Source organism: Flagellimonas flava (assembly GCF_050617915.1).
Taxonomy (GTDB): Bacteria; Bacteroidota; Bacteroidia; order Flavobacteriales; family Flavobacteriaceae; genus Flagellimonas; species Flagellimonas flava_A.
In genome coordinates, this window is the sequence record NZ_JBODQE010000001.1 from 779205 (window position 1) to 801974 (window position 22770).

Annotated in this window: 24 protein-coding genes; 14 read left to right on the plus strand and 10 right to left on the minus strand. The window is 41.7% G+C overall.

Annotated elements, in window-relative coordinates; genetic code table 11:
- Window positions 1-30: 30 nt before the first annotated feature.
- Both ACRHOZ_RS03475 and ACRHOZ_RS03480 read left to right on the plus strand, forming a co-directional pair.
- On the plus strand, window positions 31-993 hold the full coding sequence (locus tag ACRHOZ_RS03475) for a glycosyltransferase family 2 protein (RefSeq protein ID WP_431122410.1): 963 nt from the start codon (window positions 31-33) through the stop codon (window positions 991-993).
- Window positions 974-1846 (plus strand): lysylphosphatidylglycerol synthase transmembrane domain-containing protein, encoded by an 873-nt coding sequence (locus ACRHOZ_RS03480; protein WP_431122412.1) that lies wholly within the window; start codon window positions 974-976, stop codon window positions 1844-1846. The genes ACRHOZ_RS03475 and ACRHOZ_RS03480 overlap by 20 nt, the downstream gene beginning before the upstream one ends.
- On the opposite strand, the gene ACRHOZ_RS03485 is transcribed toward ACRHOZ_RS03480, so the two are convergent.
- The 6 genes from ACRHOZ_RS03485 to mazG form a co-directional block, all read right to left on the minus strand.
- Window positions 1843-3501 (minus strand): ArnT family glycosyltransferase, encoded by a 1659-nt coding sequence (locus ACRHOZ_RS03485; protein WP_431122414.1) that lies wholly within the window; start codon window positions 3499-3501, stop codon window positions 1843-1845. The genes ACRHOZ_RS03480 and ACRHOZ_RS03485 overlap by 4 nt on opposite strands.
- Window positions 3498-4067 carry a phosphatase PAP2 family protein gene (locus ACRHOZ_RS03490; RefSeq protein ID WP_431122417.1) on the minus strand — a complete coding sequence of 190 codons (570 nt, stop codon included), beginning with the start codon at window positions 4065-4067 and terminating at the stop codon, window positions 3498-3500. Before ACRHOZ_RS03490 ends, ACRHOZ_RS03485 begins: the two co-directional genes overlap by 4 nt.
- Window positions 4068-4298: a hypothetical protein gene (locus ACRHOZ_RS03495; RefSeq protein WP_431122419.1), complete on the minus strand. Its 231-nt coding sequence runs from the start codon at window positions 4296-4298 to the stop codon at window positions 4068-4070.
- A 31-nt stretch (window positions 4299-4329) separates the two neighbouring features.
- Window positions 4330-5700 (minus strand): MATE family efflux transporter, encoded by a 1371-nt coding sequence (locus ACRHOZ_RS03500; protein ID WP_431122422.1) that lies wholly within the window; start codon window positions 5698-5700, stop codon window positions 4330-4332.
- 69 nt (window positions 5701-5769) lie between these two features.
- Window positions 5770-7347, minus strand: a complete 1578-nt coding sequence (locus ACRHOZ_RS03505) for a sulfatase family protein (protein WP_431122425.1) — start codon at window positions 7345-7347, stop codon at window positions 5770-5772.
- 67 nt (window positions 7348-7414) lie between these two features.
- Complete coding sequence (mazG, locus tag ACRHOZ_RS03510; RefSeq protein WP_431122428.1) at window positions 7415-8188, minus strand: nucleoside triphosphate pyrophosphohydrolase; 774 nt, start codon at window positions 8186-8188, stop codon at window positions 7415-7417.
- A 103-nt stretch (window positions 8189-8291) separates the two neighbouring features.
- Between mazG and ACRHOZ_RS03515 the strand changes: the two genes are divergently transcribed.
- Together ACRHOZ_RS03515 and ACRHOZ_RS03520 are read left to right on the plus strand one after the other, a co-directional pair.
- Window positions 8292-8963, plus strand: a complete 672-nt coding sequence (locus ACRHOZ_RS03515) for a GDSL-type esterase/lipase family protein (protein WP_431122431.1) — start codon at window positions 8292-8294, stop codon at window positions 8961-8963.
- Window positions 8964-8965: 2 nt separating this feature from the next.
- The gene (locus ACRHOZ_RS03520; RefSeq protein ID WP_431122433.1) at window positions 8966-10546 is read left to right on the plus strand and encodes a family 20 glycosylhydrolase; all 1581 of its coding nucleotides are present in this window, start codon (window positions 8966-8968) and stop codon (window positions 10544-10546) included.
- Between the two features lie 3 nt (window positions 10547-10549).
- Here the strand turns inward: ACRHOZ_RS03520 and ACRHOZ_RS03525 are convergent, their stop codons facing one another.
- From ACRHOZ_RS03525 to ruvX, 3 genes are read right to left on the minus strand one after another with little or no spacing between them, the layout of a single operon-like run.
- Window positions 10550-10984 (minus strand): DUF5606 family protein, encoded by a 435-nt coding sequence (locus ACRHOZ_RS03525; protein ID WP_420400347.1) that lies wholly within the window; start codon window positions 10982-10984, stop codon window positions 10550-10552.
- 52 nt (window positions 10985-11036) lie between these two features.
- On the minus strand, window positions 11037-11627 hold the full coding sequence (gene def / locus ACRHOZ_RS03530) for a peptide deformylase (RefSeq protein WP_431122436.1): 591 nt from the start codon (window positions 11625-11627) through the stop codon (window positions 11037-11039).
- Between the two features lie 3 nt (window positions 11628-11630).
- Window positions 11631-12041, minus strand: coding sequence for a Holliday junction resolvase RuvX (ruvX, locus tag ACRHOZ_RS03535; RefSeq protein WP_431122439.1), 411 nt, complete (start codon window positions 12039-12041; stop codon window positions 11631-11633).
- Between the two features lie 99 nt (window positions 12042-12140).
- Here ruvX and ACRHOZ_RS03540 point away from each other — a divergent pair, with 99 nt between their 5' ends.
- Both ACRHOZ_RS03540 and ACRHOZ_RS03545 read left to right on the plus strand, forming a co-directional pair.
- On the plus strand, window positions 12141-12956 hold the full coding sequence (locus ACRHOZ_RS03540) for a 2,3,4,5-tetrahydropyridine-2,6-dicarboxylate N-succinyltransferase (protein ID WP_431122441.1): 816 nt from the start codon (window positions 12141-12143) through the stop codon (window positions 12954-12956).
- A gap of 275 nt (window positions 12957-13231) precedes the next feature.
- On the plus strand, window positions 13232-14035 hold the full coding sequence (locus ACRHOZ_RS03545; RefSeq protein WP_431122444.1) for a glycosyltransferase family 2 protein: 804 nt from the start codon (window positions 13232-13234) through the stop codon (window positions 14033-14035).
- Here ACRHOZ_RS03545 and ACRHOZ_RS03550 read toward each other — a convergent pair.
- On the minus strand, window positions 14017-14829 hold the full coding sequence (locus tag ACRHOZ_RS03550; protein ID WP_431122446.1) for a glycosyltransferase family 2 protein: 813 nt from the start codon (window positions 14827-14829) through the stop codon (window positions 14017-14019). The two genes, ACRHOZ_RS03545 and ACRHOZ_RS03550, sit on opposite strands and share 19 nt — an antisense overlap.
- A gap of 74 nt (window positions 14830-14903) precedes the next feature.
- Between ACRHOZ_RS03550 and ACRHOZ_RS03555 the strand changes: the two genes are divergently transcribed.
- The 8 genes from ACRHOZ_RS03555 (at window position 14904) to ACRHOZ_RS03590 (ending at window position 22699) form a co-directional block, all read left to right on the plus strand.
- Entirely contained in the window at window positions 14904-15950 is a 1047-nt protein-coding gene (locus tag ACRHOZ_RS03555; RefSeq protein ID WP_431122448.1) for a glycosyltransferase family 52, read from the plus strand.
- An 11-nt stretch (window positions 15951-15961) separates the two neighbouring features.
- The gene (locus tag ACRHOZ_RS03560; protein ID WP_431122450.1) at window positions 15962-17134 is read left to right on the plus strand and encodes a cytidylyltransferase domain-containing protein; all 1173 of its coding nucleotides are present in this window, start codon (window positions 15962-15964) and stop codon (window positions 17132-17134) included.
- Window positions 17124-17993 (plus strand): N-acetylneuraminate synthase family protein, encoded by an 870-nt coding sequence (locus ACRHOZ_RS03565; RefSeq protein ID WP_431122452.1) that lies wholly within the window; start codon window positions 17124-17126, stop codon window positions 17991-17993. The genes ACRHOZ_RS03560 and ACRHOZ_RS03565 overlap by 11 nt, the downstream gene beginning before the upstream one ends.
- Complete coding sequence (locus ACRHOZ_RS03570) at window positions 17994-18566, plus strand: L-threonylcarbamoyladenylate synthase (RefSeq protein ID WP_431122454.1); 573 nt, start codon at window positions 17994-17996, stop codon at window positions 18564-18566.
- Between the two features lies 1 nt (window position 18567).
- Complete coding sequence (locus ACRHOZ_RS03575; RefSeq protein ID WP_431122456.1) at window positions 18568-20007, plus strand: CCA tRNA nucleotidyltransferase; 1440 nt, start codon at window positions 18568-18570, stop codon at window positions 20005-20007.
- Entirely contained in the window at window positions 19994-21007 is a 1014-nt protein-coding gene (locus tag ACRHOZ_RS03580; protein WP_431122459.1) for a COX15/CtaA family protein, read from the plus strand. Before ACRHOZ_RS03575 ends, ACRHOZ_RS03580 begins: the two co-directional genes overlap by 14 nt.
- Window positions 21008-21051: 44 nt before the next feature.
- Window positions 21052-21546: an IS1096 element passenger TnpR family protein gene (locus ACRHOZ_RS03585; protein ID WP_431122461.1), complete on the plus strand. Its 495-nt coding sequence runs from the start codon at window positions 21052-21054 to the stop codon at window positions 21544-21546.
- Between the two features lie 94 nt (window positions 21547-21640).
- Window positions 21641-22699: a nucleoid-associated protein gene (locus tag ACRHOZ_RS03590; protein WP_431122463.1), complete on the plus strand. Its 1059-nt coding sequence runs from the start codon at window positions 21641-21643 to the stop codon at window positions 22697-22699.
- Window positions 22700-22770: the final 71 nt, after the last annotated feature.

The window sequence follows — 22770 nt, forward strand, 5'->3', positions numbered from 1 at the left end:
AGTAAATTTGCTCCGTCTATAAGCCAATTCATGAGCACTGTTACCGATTCCTTTCTGTCCATTGTGGTTCCCTTGTACAATGAAGAAGACAATGTGGTTCTTTTGACGGAGAAAATCCACGAAAGCCTTGAGGGGTACCACTATCAAATCATTTATGTGGACGATTTTTCCAAGGACAAGACCCGTAAAGTGGTCAAAGGAATGGATGATTCCAAGGTGCACCTCATTGAACTCAAAAAGAATTACGGTCAAAGCTTGGCCTTGGCAGCAGGAATTGACTATGCTGAAGGGGAGTATATCATTACCATGGATGGCGACCTTCAGAACGACCCATCGGACATCCCTAAAATGTTGGAGGAAGCCATTTCGGGCGATTATGATGTGATTACCGGAATCAGACAAAAACGAAAGGATTCCTTGGTCAAAAAAATCCCTTCCAAAATTGCCAATTTCTTGGTGCGAAGGGTTACAAAACTGGACATTAAGGACAACGGCTGCGCCTTAAAAGTCTTTACCAAGGACATTGCCAAAGGATTGAATCTTTATGGTGAGATGCATCGTTTTATTACACTGTTGGCGCATTTGGAAGGTGGACAGATCAAACAGGTTCCCGTAAAGCATCATGCGCGGCATGCTGGGGTTTCCAAATATGGTCTTGAACGCGTTTTCAAAGTAGTGGCAGATATGATGTTGCTGCTCTTTATACGAAAGTACTTCCAACGGCCCATCCACCTTTTTGGAATTTTTGGGGTATTGCTCATCATCTTGGGAATCTTCATCAACATCTACCTCTTGATCGTAAAACTTGGATTTGGTGAGGACATTGGCACCAGGCCTCTTTTAATTTTCGGGATGATGTTCATTCTTGGGGGCATTCAATTGTTTACCATCGGTATTGTGATGGAGCTGTTGATCCGCACCTATTATGAGTCCCAACAAAAAAGACCGTACCGGATCAAAAAAATAAGCATAGGTGACGGAAAAGCTGCGTAAAAGACTCATCACCGTACTGAAAATAGTTGTCAGTGCTGCCCTGATCTATTTTATTTTCACCAAAATAAACCTGAAGGATGTTGTAAGCACCTTAAAGGATAGCAAGCCAACATATCTTTTTCTTGGCATTATACTATTTATACTGTCCAAGGTTTTGGCGGCCTTTAGACTGAATCTTTATTTTCATCAAATAGATGTTCGGATTACCCAGCTTAGCAACCTAAAATTGTACTTGCTGGGCATGTTCTATAATCTTTTCCTTCCTGGAGGTATTGGAGGTGATGCTTACAAGGGCTATGTGATCCAAAAGAAATACCAATCCGGCACCAAAAAAGTAGTGGGTGTATTGCTGTTGGATCGTTTAAGTGGAATGCTCCTTATTTTTATCTATATCTGCCTATTGGCGATGTTGCTTCAGCAACCTATATTTCAAGATATCAAATGGTTGGTTACCTTCTGTATCCCGCTGTCCCTGTTCACATTTTGGTTGCTCAACAAAAAGTTTTTCAGTTATAGCATGCCCGTATTTTGGAAATCCCTGGGATATTCCTCCTTGGTACAAGGCACCCAGTTGATTTGCATTCTTTGTATTCTAAAATCCTTGTCCATTAGCTGGGATGTTGTGGAATACCTCTTTGTTTTTCTGGTCTCATCCATAGTTTCGGTGATTCCATTGACCATAGGAGGTATTGGAAGTCGGGAAGTCACTTTTCTTTATGGCGCAAAGTGGCTGGAATTGGATGCCAATACATCCATAGGTATTAGTTTTGTGTTTTTCTTGGTTACTGCCCTGATTTCCTTTTTCGGGATTCTCTACCACTTTAAGAAACCTCAACTGGAAACGGTTTCTTAATCCAGCTGAACCAAGTGCATTTTGTTCAGTTTCTTTACCCGGGTGTTGGGATTTAGAAATTTCAGTTGTAGACGCGTAATTCGGAATTGGTCAACCGTAATTTGCTCGTGCCAATGATACCCTGAATTGACCATCTGCTCCAGGTCACCGTCTGTTGCATAAATCCAGATTCCTTTCCTGTTTTCCAAATCCGCAATTGGAATGTTTTTTACAGGATGCTGGTTATAGAAATCCAAAGCCCAGGTATGCCTTTCGGAAATCTTATAAATTTCATCAACCGGTATCTGTTCCTTTTCCACAATCCACGCCATGGTAGAGCCAGCCTGATAAGTCAACAAGTTGGGATAAAAATGCATGTTCAACACTGCATTTAGTAACATGGAACTGCAAACGGAAATGGTGATAATTCTCAGATAATAAACTTCGCGCTTTAAACAGAAATAGGTAATAATTCCCAAAAGGGCAATCAATAGGAAATAGCAGTAGGTTTTTTCAAATCGAAACGCATAAAAGCAGATGAGTACCGTGGTTATAAAAACCAAACTCAAAATAAAATACTGAATCCCCAGTATGATTTTAATCACTTTACGTTTCTGGAATTTATATAGCTTGTATAAATAAGAAGCAGATAAAATGGCATACAGAGGAATCAAAATATTGATGTAATGCGGTAGCTTAAATTGAGCCAAACTTATCAGGAAAAACAAGATGGTAATCCCACCCAAGGTCAGGAATTCAAACTGACGATGGTACTTGAATCGCATTTTTATAAAAAACTTGACCCTACTCCAATAGGCCATTAAAGCCAAAACGGTCCAAGGCAAGAAGACCCACAGAAATGTATGGAAAAAGAAAAAGAAATCGCTGCTGTTTTTCCCAACTCCTTGACCACTCATGCGTTCAAAGCTCTGCTCCCAAAGAATAAAAAATATGCCGCTTCTATGGTCCCTGCCGCGAATCACTTTTTCCGGATGTAAATCGAACTGCAGGTAGTACGCATACAGCATGGGAGCAATGGTAATTGCAAAAACCAACAGGGCCAAGAAAATCTTCCAATTCAATAATCGGTTCCATTTTCTGGAATAGGCCAAATGGCAAAGTAGTACCATACCAATTACAACCAACGCAATCTGCCCTTTGGTGGAAAAGGCCAATCCAGCTCCAAACGCTCCCAACAATACATGGGTCAATGTATTCTTCTCAACAAACAAGGCCAATTGCCATATCGCAAAAATGGAAAAACCGGTCAATACGGCATCCGTACGGACATCAATTCCAGAAAGAACAATGGTCTGTGCCGTCAAAAATATTAGGGCTGAAAGCCTGCCAACATCCTTATTATAGAGCAATTTCCCGAGTCCAAAACAACTATAGGCTCCCAAAAAGATGGCCAGGACACCTGGGATTCTATACGCCCAATCATGAATGCCGAATAGCTTATAGGAAAAGGCAGCTAGCCAATAATGCATATGGGGTTTGTCCAGATATTCCTCAGTGCCCTTAATCAGCGTGAAAAAGTCATTTTCCTGCACCATTCGCATGGCCATTACTGCAAATTGGGCGGAATCGTTTTCAAAAAGGGTTACAAAGAGACCGGCAATGTACACCACCAGAATCAATGCTATTAAAAACCAATACCTTACGGAAGATATCATGTACCCATTTTTTGGAAGGCAAATATAGACAACTTGTAAAATACCCAACCAAAGAAAGCCCCAATGGCTGCACCCGTAAGTACGTCCAAAGGAAAATGGACACCAATGTATATTCTACTGTAGGCCACAATTATTGCCCATAGGATCATTATCCAACCAATAAACTTAACCTTGCCCTTGAACAACAACGCAAAAAAAGTGGCGGGAGCAAAGGAGTTGGCCGCATGGGCGGAGAAATAACCAAATTTACCTCCACAGTAACTTTTTACCAAGCGCATTATGTCACTGATTTCCGGATCATGACAAGGCCTCAACCTACCAATACCATACTTAAAGAAATTGGAAAGTTGGTCAGTGCAGGTGATCAATAAGGCTATGGCAACCAGAACCACCAAAGTCCTTTTGGTCCCAAAATTTTTAAATACCAAATACAACAAGAGAGCATAGAGTGGAGCGGAATTTCTGGTTCTGGTCATGAACATCCAAAACCCGTCCCAAGTCTCGGTTCCAAGTCCGTTGAGATACAAAAAAAGTTCTTGGTCCAGCTGTAGGAGTTGTTCAAGCATCTATAAATCGTTGTATCTGGAAACTTCCCGATCATAAAAAGCTGTTGCTGCTTCAATCAAATTTTCTGCTTCAGCAGCCAATTCTGCCTCATCCTCTTTGGAAAATTCCTCCAACCACTCCACTTCATCATTTTCAAGATTGATTATGAATCTTGGATACTCTGTATGAACGATAAAAATGGAATCAGGATGATCTGTATTATCTCCCAACAAAAATTTAGGTAATTCCATGCGTTTGTTTTGAATGCTAGGTATTAAAGTCTCAATTGGTTCTTATCAACTTTTTGGTCAGATAGTTAAATCGAATATACAACATTACAGCTGATGCCGTCAGCCCCAACAAAAGTCCCAACCAAATGCCCGTACTTTTTAATTCCGAATACAACCCGAAGTAATACGAAACAGGAAATCCTATCAACCAATAAGCCACAAAGGTTATAAAGGTTGGTATCTTAACATCCTGCAAGCCCCGAAGCGCCCCAAGAACAACTACCTGAATTCCATCCGAAATTTGAAAAAATGCCGCTACCAACAATAATTTGGCCGCGATGATTATCACTTCGGTATTATCCATTTGATTGACCATATCATCCACGTCCAAATAAATGGTGGGCAACCAATGCCTACCTATCAAGAAGAGGGCGGCAAAAACAACTTCCAACAACAAGGTGAGAAAGAAAATGGATTGGGCAATCCGCCGTAATTCACCAAACCTCTGAAGCCCCTTTTGATTACCTACTCGGACCATGGCCGCAACACTGAGCCCCATTCCCACCATAAACGTCATACTACTCAAGTTTAACGCAATTTGGTTGGCAGCTTGCGCATTTTTGCCCAAGACCCCGCTCAACCAAATGGCTGCGGTAAAAATGGCAACTTCAAAAAACATCTGTAGCGCCGATGGAAAACCTAAGCTTATGATTTTGTCGATGATTCTTTTTTCAATGTTCTTAAAATTGAATCCTGTTACGTAGAACTGGAATTTTTCCTTTCGCTTCAACAGAAACCAGATATAGCCCACCATGATAAATCGGGATGCCAAAGTTCCAATTGCCGCCCCGACTATTCCCAGTTTGGGAAAGCCGAAAGAGCCAAATATCAACAGGTAGTTGATCACAATATTGATGACGTTGGCCAAGACCGTGGCATACATCGGGTATTTGGTCTGGGAAAGCCCTTCTGAAAACTGCTTGAACGCCTGAAACATGATCAAGGGTACCAGGGAAAAAGCTACCAATTCCAAATAAGGGATGGCCAGTTCCACCACTTCGGCTGGTTGCTTCATATAGTGCAAAAAGGGTTTGCATAGCAGGATAATTCCAAAGAGGGAAATTCCGAGCAGGGTACACAATACCAATCCATGTTTTAGAGCGCTTTTCCCTGCGGCCTTGTCCCCTGCTCCATCTGCTTCCGCCACTAAAGGGGTTATGGCCGTGGAAAAACCAATGCCTAAAGACATGGCTATAAACACAAAACTATTGCCCAGGGAAACAGCGGCTAGCTCTGCTGTACCCAGTTGCCCCACCATTATGTTATCGGCAAAGGCAACGAAAGTATGGCCCAACATCCCCAAAATAACGGGATAGGCCAATCTGAGATTGTACGCAAACTCTTTGGTATAGTTAGAGAGCAATTGAATGGGTTTAGGCAGCCAAATATACTGCTTCCCCAAACCCTAACCGAACCATTTTACGGATAAAAATTATTCAAAGGCCGTGGTCAGAATTTCCTGCATTACCGGATAGTCTTCATCCAAATCCCCGTATTTTGCGCGCTCCCTTAGCAGTTCGTCCTTCATCTCGGAAATAATGGCCGCATACTTTTCATCAGCAATCGCATTTCTGATTTCCGTGGGATCCTCCTGCAAATCGTAGAATTCCCACTGCGGCTCTGTACTTTCAGGTGTAGTTCCTTTTTTTCCCAGGTCTTGGCCATAGAAAAGCGCCAATTTGTATCGATCATTTCTTATTCCAAAATGGGCAGGTCTTACCGGATTGTGCAACCAATAACGATAGTACATTTGCTTTCTCCAATCTTCCTGGGGCTGGCCTTCCAAGATGGGGCGAAAACTCTCCCCCTGCATGTAAGCAGGTTTTTCAATTCCCGCGTAATCCGCTAGCAATGGAGCAAAATCAATATTAAGAATAATGTCGTCTATGCGTTGTCCTCCCTTTATTTTCTTTGGATATCGAATTACGAAAGGCATCCGTAGGGATTCTTCATAAATGAGACGCTTGTCAAAAAAGCCATGTTCCCCTAAAAAGTAGCCCTGATCTGCTGTATACACCACTATGGTATTGTCCGCAATTCCTTCCTCTTCCAACCAGTCCAATAGTTTGCCGATGTTATCGTCAATTGCCGCTCCACAGCGCATAAAATCCTTTACCAATTTTTGATAGATCTTTTTTCTTTTTTGAATACTATCAAGTCCATCCAACGGGTAGGGCAATCCAGGATATTGCGTCCAGAATAGGTCAGGGTTCTTGGTGGCTCCTTCCCATCTGTCCGCCAAACGTTCCAAAATCTGCCCTTCAAAGGTTCTTCCAGTGGTCTCCTTTCCAAAGTCAAGCAAAGATTCGGGCTCTGGAATCTCTTCGTTTTCATACAGATGCGCAAATCGTTTGGGGTATTCAAAAGGTTCGTGGGTGGCCTTAAAATTACAGAACATCAAAAATGGCTTTTCCGTATCTCGTTGTTCCAAGTGCGAAATGGTCAAATCTGTGATCACATCCGTTGAAAAACCTTCGTGCACGGTGCCTTTTGTACTGTCATATCCATCTACCCAATCCTCATCAGTTTTCATAATGGGGTTCCAATACAATCCTTGCCCGGGCAACACATTGAAATAATCAAACCCTTCAGGTTTCCCTACCAAATGCCATTTTCCTATTATAGCGGTTTGATAGCCATTTGCCGATAGGGTCTTGGCAATATTAGGGTGCCCTTTTGGCAAAGGCTCGCTAAGGGTATATACTTGATTTACATGACTGTATTGGCCAGTTAATATGGCTCCCCTACTTGGTGTACAAATGGAATTGGTACAAAAAGCATTGTTTAAGACCGCCCCCTCCCTGGCCAATCGTTCCAGATTTTCATTTTGCACATAATCTTGGAGAATTCCACCATAAAGTCCCCACGTCTGTGAGGTGTGATCATCAGATAAAATGAACAAAATATTGGGTTGGGATGGTTCCTCTGGCTCTACTTTTGATTTGCAGGATACAAGAACTGCTAACCCAAAAATGAATGGGAGAATTTTGGTTTTGGCTATGAATGTCATTTTCAAGGTTTTATTTTGAAGAGGCATAAAACTATTGAAAATTGTCGACTATTCCCGATGAGATTTGTTAGACTTTTTTGGCCTCTTCCCAAAAAACATTCATTTCATCCAAGGTCATTTCCTTGAGCGTTTTACCGGACTCCTTTGCTTTTTGTTCCAAATATTGGAATCGCTTGATGAACTTTTTATTGGTTCTTTCCAAGGCATTTTCAGGATTGATGTCCAAAAATCGCGCATAATTGACCATGGAAAAAAGGACATCCCCAAATTCCATTTCCAGGCGATCGGCATTGCCTTGTTTCAATTCTTCTTGAAGTTCTGATAATTCTTCCTGTACCTTTTCAAAAACCTGTTCGGGTTGCTCCCAATCAAATCCTACACCTGCCACCTTTTCCTGTATTCTATTGGCCTTGACCAAGGCCGGTAAACTGTTGGGAACACCTTGAAGCACACTCTTCTTTCCTTCTTTCAACTTGATGTTTTCCCAATTTTGTTTTACCTCTTCCTCATCCTGCACTTTTACATCTCCATAGATATGTGGATGCCTATTGATTAACTTTTCAGCTATCCCATTTGCCACATCGCCTATATCAAAGTCCTGGGTCTCCGAACCAATTTTCGCATAGAATATGATATGAAGCAATAGGTCGCCCAGCTCCTTTTTAACCTCTTCCAAGTCGTTATCCAAAATGGCATCGCCCAATTCGTAGGTTTCCTCAATGGTCAAATGCCTCAGGGTCTGCATGGTCTGTTTTTTGTCCCAGGGACATCCAGCCCTTAATTCATCCATGATGGTAAGCAGCCGGTCAATGGCCTTTAGCTGCCCAGATCTTTCATTCATCTATAAAATTTTATCTAAAAGTACAAAGACCATACATTTAGGAAGACTGGTTTTTAGCTAATTTTGGACAACATGAAATTATTTATCAACAAGTTACACAGTCATGAAGTTTAGAATGAAGTCACTCTTTATCACAGCCCTATTTTTGTTAGCCCTTAATTATGCCATGGGTCAAGATTCTTTGCCCTTTTCGGGTGAGGTCAAAGAGGTGCAAGAAAATACCCGGAAAGTTTGGGACAGTTCCAAAAACACCATTGTTTTTACGGGCAGTTCCAGTATTCGGATGTGGAGAGATCTACAAGAACGATTCCCGGAGACGCATATTTTGAACACGGGCTTTGGGGGTTCACAATCCTCCGATTTGGAGCATTTTTTGGACGAACTGATTCTGGATTACAATCCTTCGCAAGTATTTATCTATGAGGGCGACAATGATATCAGTGCCAAAAAAAGCCCTAGGGCCATCATTGGAACCATGGAAGATATCCTAGGGGTCCTTCAAACCAGACGTCCAGAGATGGATATTGTATTGATTTCGGCCAAGCCCAGCATTTCCAGATGGCATTTGAAGCGGAAATACATGCGCTTCAACAAAAGACTTCGAAAACTTGCGGCACAAACCCCAGGGGTCCGATTCGCGGATGTTTGGAATGTGATGCTGAACAAAAGAAAGCTTAAGAGAGATCTTTTTATTGAAGATGGGCTGCATATGAATGTCAAAGGTTATGACCTGTGGCACGAAGTCCTTAAAAATTACGTAAACCATACTTTATAATCATGAAATTAAGAGTGATTTGGATTTTTGTAGTCGTTGTTTGTTTGGCGGCTTGTCAACCTAAAAAGAAGGAAATCAATTTTCCTAAAACGGACCTGGCAGAAGTTGCCTTGATTCCAAAGCCGGTTAAAACCATTGCCACCAATAGCGCATTTGCCCTTGATGCCGGAACGGTTATTTTCACCACCCAAACGGACTCCAACTTTGAGGCAGTAGGCAAGTTTCTGTCCCAAAAAATCAAACTAAAAACCGGGTTAAATCTGGGCGTAAACCACACTAATGATGAACAGCCCATGGAACGGGTGGTATATATCAACCAATCAGATAGCGAGGACCTGAAAAGTCCTGAATCATACCAACTCTACATTAAAAAAGATTCCATTCTGTTAAATGCCAAGACTGCGGCTGGGGCTTTTCGAGGGATTCAGACGCTGCGCCAACTCATTCCAGAACAGACCAACGATACTTTAGTGGATCATCCACTTTGGTTAATTCCAACGGGAAAGGTGCTGGACGAACCCAGATATGCTTATAGGGCTTCCATGTTGGATGTTGCTCGGCACTTCTTCACAGTGGACGAGGTTAAAAAATACCTGGATATTCTTGCTTACTATAAATACAACGCGCTACACCTCCATCTTTCAGATGACCAAGGCTGGCGCATTGAAATCAAATCCTGGCCCAAACTTACCGAAGTGGGTGGTGCCAGTGAAGTTGGGGGTGGCGAAGGAGGTTTTTATACCCAAGAGGAATACAAGGATATTGTGGCCTTCGCTGCGGAAAGACACATCACCATCATCCCCGAAATAGACATGCCGGGACATACCAATGCGGCTTCCCTAAGTTATCCCATACTACATGCTGGAGGTAAGGCAGACACGCCTAGGGTCAGAACCGATATGTTGGTGGGTTATAGCTCCTTTCATACAAGAAAAGACACTGTCTACGCTTTTTTGGATGACGTAATCCGAGAAATTGCTGCCATTACCCCAGGGCCTTATTTTCATATTGGTGGGGATGAAAGTCATGTGACCAAAAAGAAGGATTATATCCACTTTGTGGAGAACGTTGAGAAAATTGTGCTAAAGCATGGGAAGACGCCCGTGGGCTGGAACGAAATTGCACAGGCAGATATCAGTTCCTCAAGTGTCCTGCAACTATGGAACGAACCACATAATGCGGTCAAAGCTGCCAAGAATGGATCCAAAATCATTGTTTCTTCGGCAGAGAAAATGTACCTGGATATGAAATACGATTCCATTTCTAAATATGGATTAACATGGGCTGGTATGATTCCTGTTGATGTTGCCTACAATTGGGATCCCAACACCTTTTTGGAGGAACTGCCACAAGAAAGTATTTTAGGCCTTGAAGCGCCGCTGTGGTCAGAGACTATTAGCAATAGTACCGAATTGGAGTATTTGGCTTTCCCCAGAGCCATTGGTTTTGCTGAAATGGGTTGGTCTCCTGCTGCGCACAGAAATTGGGATGAATATAAACTAAGGCTTGCCCAACAGGTACCCTATTTATCTCGAATGGAGGTGAATTTTTACCCAACCAAACTGGTTGACTGGCCGGAATAAGGTTTATTCTTCTTCGGATGATGAGGCCGTAACCTCTTCTTCCTTTGCTTCGGTGAAGTCTGTGATTTTGTTATCCAAAAGCAGGTTGTACCACTGGATTATTTTCTTAATATCGCTGGCATACACTCTATCCTCGTCATAATTGGGCAATATTTCAAAGAAATACTCCTCCAAGGCAATTTTCTCCGCTTTATGGCTCACACTTGTTTTTTGACCATTCTCCTTTTCCTTGATTTTGGAAAATACTTCCCTTAAAGGCACTTCTTCTTGTAGGGTGTAAATGGCAATCTCGGACAATACACTTACGTTATTGCGCATGCCCACCGTTACTCGTTTTCCATCTAAAAGGGATTCACCAACAAATCCGGTACGGGTTTGGGTTAATAGTTTATAAAGTCCAGGTTTTCCTGCAATTGATAAAATTTTGTCCAGTGCCATATTTTGGTTTTATGCGCGCAAAATTATGCTTTTATAGCTAACAGTATTTTTTTTAACGTCCTTTTTTGATATTCGGAAATCTCATTTTGTAGTCCACACTTATTTTTCCTTTGGAAATTTTGTCCAGCCTACTTTTTAGGAGTCTTTTCTTTAAAGAAGAAAGTTTATCCGTGAAAAGCACGCCTTGTATGTGGTCGTACTCATGCTGAATTACCCTGGCCAAAAGTCCATCGTAGGTTTCGGTGTGCGCCTTGAAATTCTCATCCACATAACTAATGGTAAGCTGTGGTTTACGTTTTACGTCCTCCCTAATATCGGGAATACTGAGGCAGCCCTCATTAAAGTCCCATTCCTCACCTGTCTCTTCTTCAATAGTGGCATTGATAAAGACTTTTTTGAAGCCTTTTAACGCTTCCTGTTCTTCTGGACTCAGTTCCTCATCATCCGCAAAAGGAGTAGTATCCACCATAAACATTCGGATAGGAAGGCCTACTTGGGGGGCAGCCAGTCCAACACCGTGGGCGTTATACATGGTCTCCCACATATTGGCAATCAGTTCCGGCAATTTGGGATACGCCTCAGTGATTTCCTTGGCTACTTTGCGCAAAACGGGGTCGCCGTAGGCTACAATGGGTAAAATCATAAACTAAAATCTGTTTAAGTAGGCCTGCAAAATAAGGGTTGCACTTATCTCATCGACCAGGGCTTTATCTTGACGTTTTTTCTTTTTCATTCCACTTTGCACCATGGACTGAACAGCCATTTTTGAGGTGAAACGTTCATCTTGGCGTTCTACCGGTACTTCTGGAAAAGTTGCTGTCAACTTTTTCAAAAAATGTTGGATCAATGCTTCAGATTCCGATGGGGTATTGTCCATTTGTTTGGGCAACCCTACCACAAACCTTTCTACCTTTTCCTTTTTTAGGTAATCCGCTATAAAACTTAGCAATTCTTTGGTTGCTACCGTCGTAAGACCTGATGCAATGAGTTGAAGCTCGTCCGTCACCGCAATGCCTGTCCTCACCTTCCCAAAATCCAAAGCTAAAATTCTTGCCAAGTCTAAATTTTTGGCAAAAATAACCCTAAAAATGTTATGCCATTAAAATAAGGTCGAATATTCTTTTGAGCCGACTATCTTTGTCAAAATTTAAAAAATATGACACAGCTTAGGGCTCGCATTGAAGACGCTTGGGAGAGCAGGGAACTGTTAAAAGAAGAAGAAACCCAAAACGCGATTAGGGAAGTAATCAACCTGATTGATTTAGGGCAATTGCGATGCGCCGAACCCACTGAAGATGGTTGGCAAATCAATGAATGGGTCAAAAAAGCTGTGGTGTTGTATTTCCCTATCCAGAAGATGGAAGTTCTGGAAGCCGGTATATTTGAATATCATGATAAAATCCCGTTGAAGAGAGGCTATCAGGAAAAAGGGGTTAGGGTGGTACCCCACGCTGTTGCCAGGCATGGCGCCTACATTTCTTCAGGTACCATTTTAATGCCCAGCTATGTGAATATTGGAGCTTATGTAGACGAAGGCACCATGGTAGACACCTGGGCAACCGTGGGTAGCTGCGCACAAATTGGTAAAAATGTCCATTTGAGTGGAGGTGTTGGCATTGGCGGTGTTTTGGAGCCCTTGCAAGCCGCTCCAGTAATCATTGAGGACAATGCTTTTATCGGCTCCCGTTGCATTGTGGTAGAAGGGGTACGGGTTGAAAAAGAAGCCGTTTTGGGCGCCAATGTGGTGTTGACCGCTTCCACTAAAATAATCGACGTTACCGGCGATGAACCCATTGAACTAAAGGGCAGGGTTCCTGCACGTTCTGTGGTAATTCCAGGCAGTTATACCAAAAAATTTGCTGCTGGTGAGTACCAAGTCCCTTGTGCCTTGATTATAGGAAAAAGAAAGGAAAGTACTGACAAGAAGACGTCTCTGAACAATGCGCTTAGAGAGCATGATGTTGCCGTTTAAGTACTGCAAGATTGTTCAGTTCTTAAGCTTTGAAGCCAAATAAAATCTTAATTACCTCAATAAATTGAGGGCGGATGATATTTTTTCATCGTACCAAGCAACCTATTTTATTTTTGACATCTATTCCTTACAAAACCACCTACATTGTTAAAATTTCATGGAGTAATTGGAGGATTTCGTAATTCGAAATGGTGTAAGAAAATTACGCTTTAAAACAATTTTCTCCTGATTATTTTGTTATAGTTTTGTAATCACCAAACCGTGTACCAATAAATATGGCTGGATTGAGCACCCCAAAGCAAAAGCTATCCGCGCTTGTCATTACCTACAATGAAATAGGATATATTGAGCGATGCATTGAGTCAGTTACCTTCGCTGATGAGATTCTAGTGGTGGATTCTTACAGCACCGATGGTACTTATGAATATCTTCTCAACCATCCTAAGGTAAAAGTAATTCAACACCCTTTCCAGAATTTTACTGCCCAAAAATCCCATGCATTGAAGCAAGCTTCAAACGATTGGGTGTTATTTTTGGATGCCGATGAAGTTGTGGGCCATAAGCTACAGAAAGAAATAGTTGCCACGATAAATGACCCAAAAGCCTGTGAGGCCTATTGGTTCTATCGTATTTTTATGTTTCAGGATACTAGACTGAACTTCAGTGGGTGGCAAACCGATAAAAATCACCGACTTTTTAGAAAAAGTAAGGCCAAATTCACTGATAGAAAGTTGGTGCACGAAACCTTGGAAGTAGACGGTAATTCCTGTATCCTAAAGGAACGTTTGACCCATTACTGCTACAAAAATTACGAAGATTACAAGGGTAAAATGCTCAGATACGGTCAGCTTAAGGCCAAGGAAGCTTTCTATAAGGAAAAGCAGTTCAATTATTTTTCATTGGTTTTTAGGCCCCTTTGGAAATTCTTCAACCATTATGTGATTAGATTAGGCTTTTTAGACGGCAAAAAAGGAATCACTATCAGTTATCTGAATGCCCTCGGTGTTCTTGAAAGATATCGGGAATTGAAACGCTTGGAAAAGAAAAACCAGCTCACCTACTATTTGGTGATGCCATAGTGTGTCCAAACACTTTTACCTTGTTTCACTTCTTTTCTAATGGCCTTGTTCTTGGCCAAAGCTTCTGGATTTACATAACCTCTATCGTGATCAAGATGAATACAAACCGCACTATACCTTAATTGCTTGGTTTTTATTCCAAAATTAACCATGCGCTCCCCCATTTCGCGGTCTTCTCCACCATATTGCATACGTTCGTCAAACCCATTGACATTTAGAATATCCTGTTTCCAAGCAGATGAGTTGTGCCCATTCCAACTTGGGTTCGTAGGCGTGAATGCATTTAAAAGCTTGGAAACAAATCCATTGGCCGTCAACTTATTGTTTTTAAAAGTCTTTGGAATTCCTTTTTCCTTAAGCCAATTGATGTTGAAGCAGTTTTGCTGCAAAATATCTTCCTTGGTAATGGCTAGGGAAATATTCATGGGCAACATATAATACCCCCCGGAAATAAAAGTAGAGGGTGCTTTATTGATGTAGTGTACCTGTACAAAATCCTCCCTGGGAATACAATCCCCGTCAGTCATTATAATATAGTCCGTTTCTGTGGCAACAATGGCTTTGTTCAAAATCCTGCATTTTTGAAAGCCATCATCCTCTTGCCAAACATGCTTAACAGGATAACTTAATTCGTTCCTTAAGGACTCTATCCTGTTTTTCGTTTCTTCAGTAGACCCATCATCAGCAATGACCACCTCAAAATCCTTATAGGTCTGGCAATGGAACCCCCAGAGCACTTTTTCCAACCAGTCCGGTTTGTTGTAGGTACTTATGATTACACTGACAGCAGGCATTAATTAGAGTTTTTCAGTACTTTTGCAAATGTAGTTTTTTGAGGTACATCTCCAATATAATTCCCGCAATTTATATGCATCGAACCTATGTAGGCTCTACTATATACCACATTTATCTTTCCTTGATCCATATCATTAAAAATTCGGAATACTCCTTGGATAACTGTGGAAACAACCTTTTGTTTTTGGTGGAAAGCACCCCGATGATCGAAACATTGATTCCCAATCTTAAAAAACGTTTTTTCAGGGATGTCCATATAATCTCGGAACGTAGGGATCATGTGAAAGACTTGGGAAAATTCAATTATTCGTTGCGAAGAAAATCCAAGTTGATCCCATATTTGGAGGCCAAACATCCGGAACTGGCCATTGAAAAAGAATTTATCAAAAACGCTGACTTGTATTTATGCGATACTGATTCTTCCAAAAGTTATTTTCTGTATGAATTTGGAAAGAAAAAAGACATTAATATGATTGAGGACGGGGCTAGAACATATATACAAAGGCATTCCCCGTTTGAGCAACTCCTCAAGACCTATATAACCAAAACACCCATTGGCGGTGGTTTTGACAAGGAAATAGCAACCATTTATGCCCAATTCCCCCAAAAACTCCCCGCGGGTATTCGGAACAAAGCAAAGGAACTCAACATTAAAAGAGAAGTTGCCCAATGGCCAGAAAGTATAAAACAAGAGGTTTTCCAGTTGTTTATCCAAGATGGCACGCTTGAGGTTGCCAACAGTAATAACGCTTTAATCCTTACCCAGCCCATTTCCGAAGATAAGGTAGTTGCCGACGAGAAAGTCAAAATTGCGATGTACAAAGATCTTATCTCCAAGGTACCGCAGGATATGAATGTCATTCTAAAGACGCACCCCAGAGAGCTCACCAATTATAGTGAACACTTTAAAAATATTACGGTATTGCCAGCTCTTTTTCCGATAGAAATCCTGGGATTAAAGGAAGGTTTTAATTTCGAAAAAGGGTATACCTTATTTTCCACGGCCTTGTCAAACTTGGAAATAGTTAAAGAACGCTTTTTTCTAGGTAAGGATTATTTGGATAAATTTACCGTCGGCGCAACCAGGGACTTGATCCAAAACATGGAAATCCCTTCCTAAAAATGCAAAGCATGCAAAAAAAGACCATAGGTTTTATCCCCTTACGAAAGAACTCCAAAGGCATCCCTGGTAAAAACAAGAAGAAGTTGTTGGGCAGACCCTTATTTTCTTGGGTGTTGAGTGAAGCCATTTTTTCCAACTTGGACGAGGTTTATGTGTTCACCGATGACGAGGAAATCATTGCTTACATTGATAAAAACTATGCATGGACGGATAAGGTCAAACCGCTTTTGCGCTCAGCTGAAAACGCATCTGATACCGCCTCTACTGAGTCGGCAATGCTGGAATTCTCCGAGCTTATCAACCATGATTATGATGTTTTTTGCCTCTTACAGGCCACCTCTCCCCTCACACAAAGAACAGACATCAACAAAGGATTGGAACTTGTTTTGAATGGAACATATGATGCTGCCCTAAGTGTTGTTCGCACGCACAGGTTTATTTGGTCCGAAGATGGTAAAAGTCTTAACTATGATTTCAAAAAAAGGCCTAGAAGACAGGATTTTGACGGTTTGCTCATGGAAAATGGCGCTGTTTACACCTCTCTAAAGAAAGCTTTCCTAGAATCAAGCAACAGACTTAGTGGTAAAATAGGATTGGTGGAAATGTCTGAGAACACTTTAGTGGAAATTGATTCTGAAACGGACTGGAATGTTATAGAACAGCTGTTAATTTCCAGTTTCAAAACCAAAAAAACACCACAGCGCATCTCGCATCTTATACTGGATGTGGACGGAGTATTTACGGATGGTAAAGTAACCTATGGAAAAACCGGAGAGCTGTCCAAAACATTTGACATGCGGGATGGTATGGGATTGGAGATCCTTAGGCAGCACAAGGTCAACGTAATGGTAATGACCTCGGAAGATTCCGAAACGGTGGCACAACGCATGAAAAAATTACAAATCGAGGATGTTTTTCTTGGGGTAAAGGACAAATATTCCTTCTTGGAAAACATTTTACAAGAACGCAAGCTTACGGCTCAAGAATTGGCGTACATTGGGGATGACGTCAACGATATGGCCAATATGCTTCGAGTGGGCTGGTCTTTTTGCCCTTCCAATGCCACAAAACCCATAAAATATCAGGCAGATGTGGTTTTAACCCATGCATCCGCCAATGGAGCCATCAGAGAGGCTTGCGAATTTATCATGAACTACAATTTAAGATTTAATGACCTATAAAGAACCCTATATCATTGCAGAAATTGGCTGTAACCACAAAGGTGATATGAAAATAGCCAAAGAGCTCATTTACATGGCCAAGATTTTTGGCAATGCCGATGCGGTAAAATTTCAAAAAAGGAACAACAAGGAATTGTTGACAGAGGAGCAGTACAACGAACCGCACCCCAATCCCGTCAATTCTTATGGCAATACGTATGGGGAACACCGGGAGTTTTTAGAGTTTGATGTGGAGCAGCACAAGGAATTGATGGCCTATTGCAATGAAGTGGGCATTACCTACTCTACTTCGGTTTGGGACACCACCTCAGCAAAGGAGATTGCCAGCCTCAATCCTGAATTCATCAAAATCCCATCTGCATGCAACAACCATTATGAAATGTTGGGATGGTTATGCGACAATTACCAAGGGGAGCTACACATTTCCACGGGAATGACCACAAAGGACGAGATTTCTACCTTGGTGGACTTCTTTGAACAGCGCGGTAGGGCCAAAGATTTGGTGGTCTACAATTGCACCTCGGGCTATCCGGTACCCTTTGAGGATATCTGCCTGCTAGATATTCTAAAGCTTAAGGAAAAGTATGATGCCCGTGTAAAGAGCATCGGTTTTTCAGGGCATCATTTGGGCATTGCCGTTGATGTTGCTGCCTACACGCTGGGCGCCCACATCATTGAGCGTCATTTTACATTGGACAGAACTTGGAAAGGCACAGACCATGCTGCTTCACTGGAACCCATGGGACTTCGCAAACTCTGCAGGGATGTAAGGGCAACCCATCAAGCATTGACCTACAAACAAAAGGACATTCTGGATATTGAGAGCGTACAGCGCGAAAAACTGAAATACAAAAAGTAAATGAAGCCTGACTTTGGTCCAGAACTCGCCAAAGCAAAGGAAATTTTGCAATCTGGCGGGCTCATTCTCTACCCAACCGATACCATTTGGGGTATTGGCTGCGATGCCACCAACCCCGAAGCTGTAAAAAAGGTATACGAGCTTAAACAGCGAGAAGACAGCAAAGCCTTGATTTGTTTGGTATCCAGCCAGGCCATGCTGGAGCGCCATATAAAGCAGGTTCCCGATGTGGCCTATGATATTATGGATTTCGCTACCAAACCTACGACCATTGTCTTTGATGAACCCATTGGGGTCGCAAAAAATCTAATTGCTTCAGATAACACCTTGGCCATCAGGGTAGCATCCGATAAATTCTGTCAATATCTCATTAACAATTTTGGAAAACCCATTGTGTCCACCTCCGCAAACATATCTGGCTTTCCTTCTCCCAAACATTTTGGGGAGATAACCCCAGAAATTTTAAAAGGAGTTGACTATGTGGTAAATTTGCCGGACGAAAACAAAGACCCTTCACCTTCTTCCATCATCAAGCTTAGCAACGATGGACAGGTCAAGGTAATCCGGGAGTAGCATGGCGCAGGAATTCCATAAAAAGGTACTAGAAAATCCAATTTTTAAAATCATTGGCGAGGCTTCCAAAGAATTGGGTCTGGATTCCTATGTTATTGGTGGATTCGTTAGGGACTACCTGCTTCAAAGAGGGGCTCCAAAAGATATTGACATTGTTGCCGTGGGAAGTGGAATCAAGTTGGCTGAAAAAGTAGCATCCAAACTACAGGGAAATCCCCAGATTTCTGTTTTCAAGAATTTTGGGACTGCCATGATCAAACACCAAGATTTTGAGCTTGAATTTGTGGGTGCACGTAAAGAAAGTTACGACCGAAATAGCCGTAAACCTGTTGTGGAAAACGGAACTTTGGAAGATGACCAAAACAGGAGGGATTTTACCATCAATGCGATGGCATTGAGTCTTAATCCAGAAAGTTTTGGACTTCTATTGGATCCTTTTGATGGAAGAAAAGACTTAAGGCGTAAGTTTATCCGAACACCACTTGATCCAAAGGTTACTTACTCGGATGACCCGCTTCGGATGATGCGTGCCATTCGGTTTGCCACCCAGTTAAATTTTACCATTGAATTACGTTCGCTTCAGGCCATTACGGAAAACAAAGACCGCATAAAAATTATTTCCAAGGAGCGCATTGTGGATGAGCTGCATAAAATTCTATTGAGTAATAAACCCTCAATTGGTCTTGGTTTAATGCATCAAACTGGACTAATTCCATACATTTTACCTGAATTGACCGCACTCCAAGGCATAGAGGAAATTGAAGGGCAACGACACAAGGACAATTTTTGGCACACTTTGGAAGTAGTGGACAATATTGCCCAAACCACAGATAATCTTTGGTTGCGGTGGGCCGCTTTGCTGCACGATATTGGCAAAGCCCCTACCAAAAAATTCCACAAAAAAATTGGATGGACCTTCCACGGCCACGAGTTTGTTGGCTCCAAAATGGTGTACAAACTCTTTAAACGCCTGCGGATGCCTCTAAACGAGAAAATGAAGTTTGTACAGAAGATGGTACTCATGAGTTCCAGGCCCATTATTTTGTCCGAAGATCATGTAACGGATTCGGCAGTTAGGCGATTGGTCTTTGATGCAGGGGAGCATGTGGAAGATCTCATGACCTTATGTGAGGCGGATATCACTACCAAAAATCCCAAAAAACAGAAAAAGTATAAGAACAACTTTAAGGTTGTCCGGCAAAAAATCGTGGAAGTTGAGGAACGGGATCATGTCCGAAATTTTCAACCTCCAGTTTCCGGGGAAGAGATTATGAAGGTTTTTAATCTTAAACCATCTAAAGAGATTGGTATCCTAAAGGATGCGATCAAAGAGGCCATCTTGGAAGGGGAAATCCCGAATGAATATGAGGCAGCCTATCAATTTATGTTGGAAAAAGGGAAACAAATGAATCTTGAACCCGTTGCGGATGAAAAAAAATAAATACGTTATCTATTGGCTCCTGACCGGCTGTGTCCTTATTTTCATTATGGTAGTAGTGGGTGGAATCACTAGACTTACCCATTCTGGACTTTCCATATCGGACTATAAGCTGATCAGCGGAACCTTACCTCCCATGAATCAACAAGAGTGGGAAGAAGCATTTGAACTCTATCAGCAGTATCCCGAGTACCAAAAATTAAACTACCATTTTACCCTGGAGGATTTTAAGAGTATCTATTTCTGGGAATGGTTGCATAGGGTGATTGGTAGGTTCATAGGCATAGTGTTCATTGTACCATTCCTGTTCTTTTTGCTTACCAAAAAACTGGATCGACCCACCGTAAGGAAATCGCTGGTCTTACTTTTTTTGGGAGGATTTCAAGGCTTCCTGGGATGGTACATGGTCAAAAGTGGATTGGTGGACCGACCCGATGTTTCCCATTATCGTCTGGCCGCCCATCTCACTACCGCCTTCTTGACCTTTGCCTATAGCCTCTGGGTAGCACTTGATCTTATGTATCCCAGCAAGAAGGAGGTTCAGAAATCCATCAGAAACCTAATTCGCGTGGCCCTGGTGGTTTTGATTATCCAAATTATTTGGGGAGCCTTTGTTGCCGGATTGGACGCCGGGTTCATTCATAATCATTGGCCGCTGATGAGCGACGGAAAGTTGATTCATGAAACTGTGTACATTGAGCAACAGCCCTTTATCAAAAATCTTTATGAGGGTAAAAGCGGTGTTCAATTCGTGCATCGTTATCTGGCCTATGTAGTGGTGGCTTTTGTTTTGGCCATTTGGTACAAAACCAAGAAAGTAAAGATGACACCACCACAACAAAAAGGAATACAAATGCTGATTATATTGGTGTTTGCCCAGTTTTTGTTGGGTGTTTTAACCCTGATTATGGCGGTTCCCTTGTGGTTGGGTGTTTTGCATCAAGTTGGTGCCTTTTTCCTTTTGGCAGCAATGACGTTTAGCTTGCACCGATTCACCAAATAACCCACTATTTATTGTAACTTTGACCCCACTTTAATTTTTGCTGGATGATATACAAAATCAGGATAATTCTTGATGCTGAAGAGGATATTTTTCGGGATTTGGAGATTGAGGCTTCCAACACCTTGGAAGAGTTTCATAATTCCATTACCCAAGCCTTTGGATTTGGAGGAAGTGAAATGGCCTCCTTTTATACTTGTGATGAGGATTGGAACCAGGATGAGGAAATCGCGCTATTTGATATGAGTGAAAATGGTTCTGATGTGCGTTTAATGAACGAAACAGTTCTGGAAGACGTACTTACCGAACAAAGTCCCAAAATGATTTATGTATATGATTTTTTGAGCATGTGGACCTTTTTTGTGGAATTGGCCGATATGGTTGAAAAGGAAGATGGACGTTCTTATCCCAACGTATTGTTCAGCTTTGGTGAGCTTCCAGATGCCCCACCAGAGAAAAAATTCGAATCCAAACCTTCTATGGACTTTGACGATTCATTTGACAGCTACGATGATTTGGATTTTGACGAAAATTGGAACTGATTAAGGACACATTCAAACTCAAGTTCAAGTTCAAGTTCAAAAATCAAGATTAAAATACCCGCAACCTTTAACCTATTAATCCCTTTACCCAATAATGCTAAACCTATACCCTGCCCAAATTGAAAGCGTATCCCTTCATCGTGTTGGCAATAAAAGCAAGAACGAATCCATCTTTTTGTCCGCTCAGCCCTTCAATTTAAATGATGAAATGTCCGGGCTTTTGAAAGAGTATTTCTTTAGACCCTTTAGAGAAAAAGAGGAGAATTACTTTCGGTTCGACAACGAAGTGGATGTAGAGTTCAATGAAGTTTACAAGCTTGTTGGGGAGATTTTTGAAGATGTTTCCCAAATCCATTCGGTTTCCAAGCAAATTACCACCCATCTTTTTGAACAGTCCAACCACCCTCACATAAAAAGTGGGGAGGTCTATGTGGTTCACTTTTCAGACATGGTATTGGACAACCAAAAAGTGGAAGCCGTTGGAATTTTCAAAAGCGAGCTAAAACACGATTTTTTACAGTTCCAGGAAGAAGGTCAAAACTTGGAAATCCTTATCAAACAGGGAATCAACATTAATAAGTTGGACAAGGGTTGCATCGTTTTCAATGTAGCCAAAGAAGATGGATACAAGGTTTTATCCGTGGATAGCAATCGGTATGACGCAAAATATTGGTTAGAGAACTTTTTGGGCCTGTCCCCGCTTACAGATGAGAACTTTTACACCAAGAATTATCTAAAGTTCTGTCAAAATTTTGCCAAGGACGTGGTTTTACCAGCCGAAGACAAACAACAGGAAGTGCTTTTTATGAATCGCGCGGTAAACCATTTTGCCAAAAATGATGCGTTCGAAGAAACTTCATTTTTGAATGAGGTCATGGAAAATCCTGAACTGATTCCTGAGTTTAAGCACTACAAGGTTGAAAAAGGGCCTAAATACAGCATTGAGGACGTTTCCAATTTTGACATTGCCAACAAGGCCGTGTCCGATGCCCGTAAAAAAATAAAGAATGTCATTAATCTGGATACCAACATACAGATTAAAATGGATTTTATCAACCCAGAATCTGCTGAAAAATTCGTGGAAAAAGGCTGGGACGAGGAACGGCAGATGTACTACTATCTGGTGTATTTTAACAAGGAACAGAAAAGCTAAGTAGACGCAAGTTCAAGTTCAAACTCAAGAGACAAGAGACAAGAGACAAGAGACAATTAAAAAAATCTAAA